12 protein-coding genes and 1 pseudogene are annotated in these 10,677 nt (G+C 31.2%); 7 read left to right on the forward strand and 6 right to left on the reverse strand.

All coding sequences use genetic code 11. The annotated features are described in order from the left end of the window. Positions 1-99: 99 nt before the first annotated feature. A complete protein-coding gene (locus CD128_RS04055; protein WP_197730767.1) occupies positions 100-468 on the forward strand; it encodes a MerR family transcriptional regulator in 369 nt (122 codons plus the stop codon). Positions 469-488: 20 nt separating this feature from the next. After that, entirely contained in the window at positions 489-1,829 is a 1,341-nt protein-coding gene (gene glnA, locus CD128_RS04060; RefSeq protein ID WP_103328801.1) for a type I glutamate--ammonia ligase, read from the forward strand. 143 nt (positions 1,830-1,972) lie between these two features. Here the strand turns inward: glnA and CD128_RS04065 are convergent, their stop codons facing one another. From CD128_RS04065 to CD128_RS04075, 3 genes are all read right to left on the reverse strand, one after another. Next, positions 1,973-3,097, reverse strand: a complete 1,125-nt coding sequence (locus CD128_RS04065; RefSeq protein ID WP_103328802.1) for a site-specific integrase — start codon at positions 3,095-3,097, stop codon at positions 1,973-1,975. 66 nt (positions 3,098-3,163) lie between these two features. Beyond that, entirely contained in the window at positions 3,164-3,820 is a 657-nt protein-coding gene (locus CD128_RS04070; RefSeq protein ID WP_103328803.1) for a DUF4352 domain-containing protein, read from the reverse strand. Positions 3,821-4,259: 439 nt separating this feature from the next. Continuing rightward, positions 4,260-5,285, reverse strand: coding sequence for a threonine aldolase family protein (locus tag CD128_RS04075; RefSeq protein WP_103328804.1), 1,026 nt, complete (start codon positions 5,283-5,285; stop codon positions 4,260-4,262). Positions 5,286-5,518: 233 nt separating this feature from the next. On the opposite strand from CD128_RS04075, the gene CD128_RS04080 reads away from it, so the two are divergent. From CD128_RS04080 to CD128_RS04095, 4 genes and pseudogenes are all read left to right on the forward strand, one after another. Then, positions 5,519-5,713 carry a hypothetical protein gene (locus CD128_RS04080; protein ID WP_103328805.1) on the forward strand — a complete coding sequence of 65 codons (195 nt, stop codon included), beginning with the start codon at positions 5,519-5,521 and terminating at the stop codon, positions 5,711-5,713. Between the two features lie 39 nt (positions 5,714-5,752). After that, positions 5,753-7,237: a cardiolipin synthase gene (cls, locus tag CD128_RS04085; protein ID WP_103328806.1), complete on the forward strand. Its 1,485-nt coding sequence runs from the start codon at positions 5,753-5,755 to the stop codon at positions 7,235-7,237. Between the two features lie 91 nt (positions 7,238-7,328). Next, a pseudogene (locus CD128_RS04090) lies at positions 7,329-7,514 on the forward strand (AAA family ATPase); the annotation flags it as partial. Positions 7,515-7,573: 59 nt separating this feature from the next. Beyond that, positions 7,574-8,176 (forward strand): response regulator transcription factor, encoded by a 603-nt coding sequence (locus CD128_RS04095; protein ID WP_103328808.1) that lies wholly within the window; start codon positions 7,574-7,576, stop codon positions 8,174-8,176. On the opposite strand, the gene CD128_RS04100 is transcribed toward CD128_RS04095, so the two are convergent. Beyond that, entirely contained in the window at positions 8,173-8,355 is a 183-nt protein-coding gene (locus CD128_RS04100) for a hypothetical protein (protein ID WP_103298771.1), read from the reverse strand. The genes CD128_RS04095 and CD128_RS04100 overlap by 4 nt on opposite strands. Before the next feature lie 169 nt (positions 8,356-8,524). Then, a complete protein-coding gene (locus CD128_RS04105) occupies positions 8,525-8,716 on the reverse strand; it encodes a hypothetical protein (protein ID WP_103298772.1) in 192 nt (63 codons plus the stop codon). A gap of 165 nt (positions 8,717-8,881) precedes the next feature. Here CD128_RS04105 and nucI point away from each other — a divergent pair, with 165 nt between their 5' ends. Next, positions 8,882-9,418: a thermonuclease NucI gene (nucI, locus tag CD128_RS04110; RefSeq protein ID WP_103328809.1), complete on the forward strand. Its 537-nt coding sequence runs from the start codon at positions 8,882-8,884 to the stop codon at positions 9,416-9,418. A 97-nt stretch (positions 9,419-9,515) separates the two neighbouring features. Here the strand turns inward: nucI and CD128_RS04115 are convergent, their stop codons facing one another. Beyond that, positions 9,516-10,373: a hypothetical protein gene (locus CD128_RS04115; RefSeq protein ID WP_103328810.1), complete on the reverse strand. Its 858-nt coding sequence runs from the start codon at positions 10,371-10,373 to the stop codon at positions 9,516-9,518. Positions 10,374-10,677: the final 304 nt, after the last annotated feature.

Consider the following 10,677-nt stretch of genomic DNA (forward strand, 5'->3'; position numbering starts at 1 on the left):
GGTTATTTAATTTTTTATGTAAGAAAACCTAACATATTTTTGTAATCAAGATGAAACTATGCTAAATTATAATCAAGTTCAAAAGTAGAGGTGAGGTTATTGATGTCTAATGATAGAATAAGACGCAATATGGCCGTGTTCTCTATGAGTGTTGTTTGTAAATTAACCGACCTCACTGCTAGACAAATCCGCTACTATGAAACACATGAACTTGTAAAGCCCGAACGTACGGAAGGAAACAAGCGATTGTTTTCTCTAAATGATTTGGAAAGACTTTTAGAAATTAAATCTTTAATAGAAAAGGGATTTAACCTGAAAGGAATTAAACAAATCATGACCGGTAACCAAGGGCATTTGTCACCTGATGAACAAGAGACTAGAAAGAGAATGATTGTAGACGCAACGCAAAAACCACATGGTGAAGCTTTGCCAATAAATCGTGGCGATTTATCGCGATTTATTAAATAAATATTTGGAGGATTTCTGTTATGCCAAAACGTACATTTAGTAAAGATGATATTCGTAAATTTGCAAAAGAAGAAAACGTTAGATATTTAAGATTACAATTCACTGATATCTTAGGTACAATCAAAAACGTTGAAGTACCTGTAAGTCAATTAGAAAAAGTTTTAGACAACGAAATGATGTTTGATGGATCATCAATCGAAGGTTTCGTACGTATCGAAGAATCAGATATGTACTTACGTCCAGACTTAGATACTTGGGTAATCTTCCCATGGACTGCTGGTCAAGGTAAAGTAGCACGTTTAATCTGTGACGTTTACACAACTGATGGCGAACCATTCGCTGGTGACCCACGTACAAACTTAAAACGTGTCTTAAAAGAAATGGAAGATATGGGCTACACAGACTTTAACTTAGGGCCTGAACCAGAATTCTTCTTATTCAAATTGGATGAAAAAGGCGAACCAACATTAGAATTAAACGATAATGGTGGATACTTCGACTTAGCACCAACTGACTTAGGTGAAAATTGCCGTCGTGACATCGTATTAGAACTTGAAGATATGGGCTTTGATATCGAAGCAAGTCACCACGAAGTAGCACCTGGTCAACATGAAATTGACTTCAAATATGCAGATGCAATTTCAGCATGTGACAACATTCAAACTTTCAAATTAGTTGTTAAAACAATTGCTCGTAAACATAACTTACATGCAACATTTATGCCAAAACCATTATTTGGTGTTAACGGAAGCGGAATGCACTTCAACGTTTCATTATTTAAAGGTAAAGAAAATGCATTCTACGATCCAAATGGCGAAATGCAATTAACTGATGATGCATATCACTTCACTGCAGGTATCTTAAATAACGCACGTGGATTCACAGCTGTATGTAACCCATTAGTAAACTCTTACAAACGTTTAGTACCTGGTTACGAAGCACCATGTTACATTGCATGGAGCGGTAAAAACCGTTCACCATTAGTACGTGTACCATCTTCAAGAGGTTTATCAACTCGTATTGAAGTACGTTCAGTTGACCCAGCTGCTAACCCATACATGGCATTAGCAACTATCTTACAAGCTGGATTAGACGGAATTAAAAATAAAACTAAAGTACCAGAACCAGTTAACCAAAATATTTATGAAATGAATCGTGAAGAACGCGAAGCTGTAGGTATCCAAGATCTTCCATCAACATTATACACAGCGTTAAAAGCTATGCGTGAAAACGATACAGTTAAAAAAGCATTAGGTAACCACATCTACAATCAATTTATCAACTCTAAATCAATTGAGTGGGACTATTACAGAACTCAAGTGTCTGAATGGGAACGCGATCAATACATGAAACAATATTAATCGCTAAGCAAATCGGGGAAAGACATAGGGAAATAAGGAGCTAGGGCATTTTGCCTTAGCTTCTTTTTTGTGTTTGAAAAGCTATTTTTGTCGACCACTTAATAATAAATAGGAGAGTTGGTCGACATTTGGTCGACAAGGTATCAAAAAACATTCTTAATATATTTCTCAAAGTTTTCTTTAGCATCATCATTCATCTTTTTAGTTACATGACTATATACTTCACTTGTGATGGCCTCAGATTTGTGACCTAAACGTTCTTGAATTACCTTCATAGGTACATTACTTTCTAAAAGTAATGTAGCATGTGTATGTCTTAGTTTGTGAATACTAAGTTCGTTTCCTTTACCAAGTAATTTTCTAGTAACATACATCATAGTATTATGCGTTGTAGAACGTGGGAGCGGATTGCCAAATTCATTACAAAAAATATAGTCATATGAATTATTATAATAATCTAAATTAGCTATTTTATTACCGTTTTGTAGTGCCTTAAGTTTAAATAATTCGTTTGCTAATTCATCTGATATAAATATAATTCTATTTTCTCTGTTTTTAGTTGGTCCGAATTTATTTCTTTTTTGGTCGTATGATTTAGTGATTGAAATTGTTTTTAATTTTCTATCATAATCATTCCAACATAAAGCACTAGCTTCTCCTATTCTCATCCCTGTTTCAATTAGAGTTCTAAATAAAAAATATTGATATACATCTCTTTTTCTAACCATTTCTAAAAAAGGTTTAATTTTATCTTTAGGTAGATACTTCGCTTTATCTTTATCTTTTAAATCTTTATGATTTAAAGTTATACCTTCACATGGATTAAAATATATTAATCTATCATATTTAGCTCTCTCAAGGCTACGCTTTAATAAATTATGTGTTTTAGATAAAGTAGATTTACTATAACCTTTTTCTATTAAATGATTAATAAAACTTTGATGAAGAGAGGGAGTAATGTCTTTAATATTAATATCTTTATAGAAGTCTAAAATTCTTTTTTTAGAGAATTGTTCAATTTCAAAACTACTATCACTAATTTTATTTTTACGCCAAGTTTCTAAATAATATTCTAGCCAAGAAGTTAGAGTGTAACATTTTTCTTCCTTATAACCTTTATTTAATTTATTTTCTACTTCGATAGCGGCTTTTTTAGCTTCGGTTTTAGTTTTAAAACCTGATTTAGAAATAGCATGTTTATTCCCATTTTTATCTAAATAATGTACTCTGTATCTCCATGTAGAACCTCGTTTTTGATAAGTAGCCATATTATCACTCCTAATGATGTTCAATCTTGGTGTATAAAAATAGGGTAGACAGGCTACCCGATAAAATTATTTAATCTCAGAACGTTTAATTACCCATTTAGCTTTAACTGTATCTAAATTAGGTCTAATATTCATTTCGAAAATGTACTTATCTGTGTCAGGTACATCATAATAAACATATCCTGAAGCGGTATTTCCTTTGTTTAAAAAATGACTAAATCCATCATGGTCATCTCCTGAACCAAACCATTGTTCATAATTTTCACCATTTGCACTAATAGTAAAATCAGCATCTTGGAATAATACACGATCTTCATTATTATTTTTGAATTTGAAGTTTACTTTCAATGCTTTCCCATTTTTAGGGGCCATTGAGAATTCTTTATTAGGTAGGGCATATTCAACACTAGTGATTGTAACTTCAATACCCTCCTTTTTTACAGTTTCACCAAGTTTATATGTATCTTTTGTTTTAGGTTTAGAAATTGTAGTACTGTTAGTGCTTTCAGAGTCTGTTGAAGAACTAGAATTAGTATTAACAAATATAGCTGAACATGCAGTGATACCTATAATGATTAATATAAATAAACCTAAACAACCACCACAACCATAAAGCCCTCCTTTTTTACGTTTTTTCTTCTTAATTTCTTCTTGTTGTTTTTGATACTCTTCAAACTTTTCCCATTGAATTTGAGACTGATTTTGATTGTTATTTTCTTCCATAATATTTAGCTCCTATTCTAAGATGTTATATATTCATACATAAGCAATAAATTCATTACATTATGTTGAATTCTATGATGTAAAAAAGCTATATAGGTAAATCATAAATATAGTTAAATTCGTTGATGTAATCCATATAATCAGCTAAACCGCTATATAAATGATTTTTAACTATTTTTAAAGCTATTTCTGACGCTTGCACACTAATTTGAAATATTGAAGATATTTCGTTTGGATCTAAGTAATTGAGATATTTATATTTGATGTGTAGAGGAAACAATATACATGAGGCAAAACTATTTGCTTCATAAGAAAAACGTGAAGCAACTAAAAAAGAAAAGATTGTAGCGCTAATTAGTTTATTAGTATTAACATCCGGTATTTATTATAAACTTCCTAAAAAACAGGATTAACTTTGAAGTTAGCCCTGTTTTCTATATTAAATTAACTCTAGTAACTTATCTACATTGTCCTCAGTAGTCGCCCAACTTGTCGCAAATCTAACGACACGGTGGTTATCATCATATTTTTCCCACACTGCGAATTTTACTTTTTTCTGTAATTCTTTAATCTTATCTTCACTTAACACAAAGAATTGTTGATTAGTAGGTGAGTCGAAATACACTTGATAACCTTTTTCGATAAATCCTTTTTTCATCTTATTAGCCATGTTAATCGCATGACGGCTAATGTCGAAGTATAAATTATTAGTAAATAATTCAAGGAATTGTACGCCTACTAAACGACCTTTAGCTAATAAAGCGCCATGTTGCTTAATACGAGTTGTGAAATGTTTCGGTTCGTTATTATGTGTAAAGACAATCGCTTCTCCACATAGGGCACCGATTTTTGTGCCACCTATATAAAAGATATCACAATACTTCGCAATATCTTCAATAGTTAAATCACTTTGATCGCTCATCAATCCATAACCTAATCTAGCACCATCCATGAATAATGGCACTTTATGTTCCTTACAAACGGCAGCTAAGTTTTTTAATTCTTCTTTACTATATAGCGTTCCATATTCAGTTGGATGAGAAATATATACCATACCTGGAAATACCATATGTTCACGTTTGAAATCACTATAAAAGGTATCTAAATAAGCGTTAACTTCTTTAGGCGTGATTTTCCCTTCATGAGAAGGAATAGCTAAGACTTTGTGACCACTAAATTCTATTGCGCCACCTTCATGAATTGCAACATGTCCTGTGTCTGCTGAAATAACGCCTTCATACGATTCTAAAACGGAATTAATTACAACTTGATTTGTTTGTGTACCGCCTACTAAGAAGCGTACAGTTGCTTCAGGGCATCTAATAGTAGCTTTGATTTGTTCAGCTGCTTTTTTGGAAAATTGGTCATCCCCATAGCCACTTGCTTGTATTAAGTTTGTATCGAGTAGTCTTTGTAACACTTTTTCGTGTGCGCCTTCTAGGTAGTCATTTTCAAAAGAAATCATATATTTCCCTCCACAAAATTAATTAACACGAATTTTTATATTATTCTGAAAATTTAAAAGAATGTCTTTAGTATACCTTAAATCACTCACTATGTGAATTTAATATTTAAAAATTATAATTGTAAGCGTTTTAAAAATAGTGGAGTGTTTTAATTAACATATTTAAATTTAGTTGCTAAACGTATATAAAAAGACTATGATTTAAACAAATAGAAAATAGGAGTGTTAGATAGATGAATAAGATTAAATTTAAAAAGATTAAAGAAAAAAATTTAGAAGGTTTAGAAGCTAAAGTTAATGAATTTTTGACTAGTGAAGAAGGTAGTCAATATAAACTTTTAAATGCTTCAATTGAACGAGAAGAGGAACAAAAGTTTCCCCATAATGAAGAATTTTTAAGTGCAACATTGATTTTAGAGCATCAATAAATTTAATTATTAATTACCAGAATTATAGGAGTAAATGTTATGAAATATATATTTGGTCCAGATTTAGGGACTGTATTTACAATTATATTAGCTTTAGGGTTTATTATTAATTTAGTATTAGCTTTTATAATTATTTTTTTAGAAAGAAACCGACGTAGTGCAACTTCGACATGGGCTTGGTTATTTGTATTATTTGTTTTACCTTTAGTTGGCTTTATTTTGTATCTATTCTTTGGTAGAACAGTATCTAAACGCAAAATGGAAAAAAATAACGGGAAAGAACTGGACACCTTCAAAGATGTCATTAAGCAACAAATAGAAGCTTTAGACGCTAATAACTATCAAACGAATAATAAAGAAGTAAAAAAACATCGTGACATGATTAGAATGTTATTGATGAAACAAGATGCCTTTTTAACAGAAGAAAATAAAGTAGATTTATTTACAGATGGCCATAAACTTTATGACAAAGTGATTGAAGATATCTATAATGCGAAAGATTACATACATTTAGAATATTATACTTTCGAACTAGATGGTCTGGGGCATCGAATTATTGATGCATTAGAAACAAAGCTTAAAGAAGGTTTAGAAGTTAAAATTTTATATGATGATGTAGGCTCTAAAAAAGTAGGTAGAGCTAAATTTAAACATTTCACTTCATTAGGTGGGGAAGTAGAAGCTTTCTTTGCATCTAAATTTCCTCTTATCAACTTTAGAATGAATAACCGTAATCACCGTAAAATTATTGTTATTGATGGTCAAATTGGTTACATTGGTGGTTTTAACATCGGGGACGATTATTTAGGTTTAGGGAAATTAGGTTATTGGCGTGACACGCACATTCGTGTTGAAGGTGATGTTGTGGATGCTTTACAAATGCGTTTTATTCTCGACTGGAACTCCCAAGCGCATCGTCCACAATTTGAATATGATGATAAGTATTTCCCGCCGAAGAAAGCGCAACATCAAGGAAATGCAGCAATTCAAATTGCTTCAAGTGGACCGGCATACGACCTCCATCAAATCGAATATGGTTATACTAAGATGATTATGAGTGCTAAGAAATCGGTTTATTTACAAAGTCCATACTTCATTCCAGATCGTTCATATATTAACGCTTTGAAAATGGCTGCAAACGCTGGTGTGGATGTACACTTAATGATCCCAAGTAAACCTGATCATCCTTTCGTATACTGGGCTACATTTTCAAATGCAGCAGATTTACTTGAAAGTGGCGTGAAAGTTTATACGTATGAAAATGGCTTTATCCATTCAAAAGTCGCTATGATTGATGGAGAAGTCAGCAGTGTCGGTTCAGCCAATATGGACTACCGAAGCTTTGCTTTAAACTTCGAAGTCAATGCATTTATTTATGATAAAGATATCGCGCAACAACTCCAAACAGCATTTGAAGAAGATATTAAAAAATCTAAACAGTTAACTAAAGAAGAATATGATAAACGATCAGTTATCATTAAAATTAAAGAAGATCTTGCAAAATTAGTATCACCAATTTTATAGAAATCTACGACTCACTAAGACTGAATTTTAGTTTTAGTGAGTTTTTTTATGACAAATGTCATATTAAATCCGTGACATATTGGACTAATAACAAATGAACCAACATGCTAATGACCTTTCTGATGGTCAGAAAAGACTTTTAGATTTCGTGCTTACATTAATCGGTAACCCTCAATTTTTAATTTTAGATGAACCTACAGCTGCTATGGATATAGAAACAAGAGAACATTTTTGGCAGATCATTTATCGTCTTAAAACTCAAAACATAACCATATTATAAACTTCGCACTATATCGAGAATTATAAACTTCGCACTATACCGAGAGAAGGTGTACAATGATTTCAATTGTGATTGCAGAAGATCAATATATGTTACGTCAAGCCATGGTACAGTTAATAGAATTAAATGAAGATTTAAAAGTTATAGATGATTTTGATAATGGAGAAGAGGCCCTTAACTTTATTAAACAATATCCCCCTGATGTGGCAATATTAGACATTGAACTCCCAAGAATGACAGGTTTAGAAGTCTTAGCAAAGTTACGGGAAACCTCAATTGATACAAAAATTATTATTGTCACTACATTTAAACGACCTGGTTATTTTGAAAAGGCAGTAGCAAATGAAGTGGATGCTTATGTTTTAAAAGAGCGATCAATTGATGAATTAGTTACGACTATTCATAAAGTCATGCAAGGAGAAAGAGAGTACAGCACTTCACTAATGACCTCATTATTTAAAGAAGCTAACCCTCTCACGCATAAAGAACAAGTTGTTTTACGTGAGATTGGTGAAGGTTTAAGTAGTAAAGAAATAGCTGAGAAGCTATACCTTTCAAATGGTACAGTACGAAATTATACGTCTATAATTATAGAAAAATTAGTAGCAGAGAATCGTTTTGATGCTTGGAAAAAGGCAATAAATAAAGGATGGATTTAATTATTGTTAGCCTTTTCAGCTTCTAATTGATCTACATGTGTAGCTAATAGTCGCAATACTTGGGCAACTTTATCTGGTGGTGTATCTTTCGCTAACGTATGTTCAAACACATGCCCATTTTGAGTTTGAACTTTATAAATAAGTCCATGAGTGTCGATAATAACATCAAGAATTTCCATTGTTTCCACCTCTCAACTTTAATATTTAATATGAGGTTTCTTTGAATTATTGTCGAAAAAATTTCGATTAAGTTCAATTATTTTGGTTGTTTCTTATATCTACCACACTCAATTTAAATTAATCTTAATTACAAAAATAAGTGCTAACTAGGATTGACTAGTTAGCACTTTATTTGTTTTTACGTTTTTTGATAAATGATTGAATAATATAAACAACAAAACCGACTAAAACGCCTAATAATACGGCTACTACGACTGATACTATGATGGGAAGTTTATAAACAATCTGAAGAATAACTCCAACGATGATGGCGATTACGACAGTTATAATTGTCAGTAAATTTTCATTACGTTCGTTCATGTATTTCACTCCTAACGCCTTACATTATAGCACGATTTTATTTGTTTCTTCATTTTCAGGAAAAAATAAAAGAGAACTTATATTAGTAAAAGTAAATATTTAATTGACGATTAAATTCGAATTATATATTATATGGAAGTATCGAAAAGAGGAGCAGGTGAGTTCATGAAATCTAAAAAATCTCTCAGTATAATAGTGCTAGCTGTGATTATAGTTGGTGTGTTAGCATTCCAATTTATCAATCATACAGGCCCGTTTAAAAATAGCGGGAGCCATACTTCATCAACTACTGAATTAAAGGATAAAGAAAAAGTACATATTGAACGTGTCGTCGATGGCGATACATTTGTAGCTAGAAATAATAGTGGTAAAGAAATAAAAATAAGATTAATTGGTGTAGATACGCCTGAAACCGTTAAACCAAATACACCTGTGCAACCCTATGGAAAAGAAGCATCAAATTATAGTAAAAAACATTTAACAGGCAAGGATGTATATTTAGAGTACGATAAGGAAAAAGAAGATCGATACGGACGTACTTTAGCGTATGTATGGTTAGATAAAGACACGATGTATAATGAAGAGTTAGTCAAACAAGGTTTAGCACGTGAAAAGTACTTCGCGCCTAATGGCAAATATAGAAGTACATTTGAAAAAGATGAAGCGGAAGCTAAAAAGAATAAAGTTAACCTTTGGAGCTAAAGTGAATGAAAAAGCGATTATCATATTATCTGTGAGGATAATTATGATAATCGCTTTTGTTTTTAATATTAAAATTGTAATTGGTTGATCAAATCACTTAGTTACTAAAGCTATTGACGATTTTGCTAGCTTGTTCTTCAGTCAGTGGATGTTTGGATAAATCAATTGCATTTTTAATCACGTGTTCAAGTGAATATTTTGTTGAGACTGTATCTACATACTTTTCACGTTCTTGCGCACCTTCAATGATATTAACACTTCCATCACTGAAGTAAATAATACCAATGCTTTGAATTTTATGATTAAAATTCTTTTCAATATTATCTTTTAAAGACTTAGAATTAATCGCAGCTTGTTCATATGGATCGTGGTCATAAAAATCGTAAATAACTCTGTTATTTTGAACTTCTTCTACAAAAGTATAGATATCACTGCGTGGTGAATTGAATTGGCTATGATACTGTTTGCTGAGATAATGTCCAACTATTTGATTAACATCTCTAGTATCAACAACCATTTTATCGTCTACTGGCGCGTTGAAATGATAAAATGTCTTCTGATTCCATTTTTTTACATCAATATTGATTAATCCGATATCAGAAATGACAATGAAATCAAAGGTTCTAGCATATTCAAATAAAGGATGTTTAGTTGCTAAATTACTTGTTGTAATAATATGATAATACTTCAATTGATCTTCAGTGATGTAGTTATCTAGAATTTCTCTTATAACTCTTTTCGCATTACTTTTAGCATGAGGACTGATTTCCTTATTAGAACTTAACATTTGGTTTTTAAGATCTAAGTTCTCTTTACTTAAAACTGCATTTTTAGATATCATTTGATTTCTAGCATACATTTCGGTGTCAACACGATCTTGCATATAACGTTGATTTAAAATAAATGCCAAGATAAGTACTACTATGATAATTATTAAAATTACCGTTAACGTCATAATTAATCACCTGCATTTTTGTTTATTCGTTTATATCATCAAACGTTTTTCAAAAATTTTAAATGATATAAGACAACATATAAATTATAAACATTATATATCGATTGTTCAATATTCTGAAAATCAAGAAGTTTTTAAGATTTTGTTAAGGTAGTATTAAAAAAGTTGATGTTACACTTTAGGGCAACATCGTGTTTCTTAACTTTAAATTTGAAACAGTGGAAAGGATTAACTTTAGCAATCAATTGGTTAAATAGTTTACTATTTTTATGTCGAAAATTTTAAAGAAATATTTTATAATAGT

Source organism: Staphylococcus croceilyticus, assembly GCF_002902575.1.
Classification (GTDB): domain Bacteria; phylum Bacillota; class Bacilli; order Staphylococcales; family Staphylococcaceae; genus Staphylococcus; species Staphylococcus croceilyticus.

What these genes read in the sequence shown, in the direction of transcription:
- CD128_RS04095 (WP_103328808.1), top strand. Translation starts at nt 7,574, where the DNA reads ATGATTTCAATTGTGATTGCAGAAGATCAATATATGTTACGTCAAGCC.
- CD128_RS04105 (WP_103298772.1), bottom strand. Translation starts at nt 8,716, where the DNA reads ATGAACGAACGTAATGAAAATTTACTGACAATTATAACTGTCGTAATC.
- CD128_RS04075 (WP_103328804.1), bottom strand. Translation starts at nt 5,285, where the DNA reads ATGATTTCTTTTGAAAATGACTACCTAGAAGGCGCACACGAAAAAGTG.
- CD128_RS04080 (WP_103328805.1), top strand. Translation starts at nt 5,519, where the DNA reads ATGAATAAGATTAAATTTAAAAAGATTAAAGAAAAAAATTTAGAAGGT.
- nucI (WP_103328809.1), top strand. Translation starts at nt 8,882, where the DNA reads ATGAAATCTAAAAAATCTCTCAGTATAATAGTGCTAGCTGTGATTATA.
- CD128_RS04065 (WP_103328802.1), bottom strand. Translation starts at nt 3,097, where the DNA reads ATGGCTACTTATCAAAAACGAGGTTCTACATGGAGATACAGAGTACAT.
- CD128_RS04115 (WP_103328810.1), bottom strand. Translation starts at nt 10,373, where the DNA reads ATGACGTTAACGGTAATTTTAATAATTATCATAGTAGTACTTATCTTG.
- CD128_RS04100 (WP_103298771.1), bottom strand. Translation starts at nt 8,355, where the DNA reads ATGGAAATTCTTGATGTTATTATCGACACTCATGGACTTATTTATAAA.
- cls (WP_103328806.1), top strand. Translation starts at nt 5,753, where the DNA reads ATGAAATATATATTTGGTCCAGATTTAGGGACTGTATTTACAATTATA.
- glnA (WP_103328801.1), top strand. Translation starts at nt 489, where the DNA reads ATGCCAAAACGTACATTTAGTAAAGATGATATTCGTAAATTTGCAAAA.
- CD128_RS04070 (WP_103328803.1), bottom strand. Translation starts at nt 3,820, where the DNA reads ATGGAAGAAAATAACAATCAAAATCAGTCTCAAATTCAATGGGAAAAG.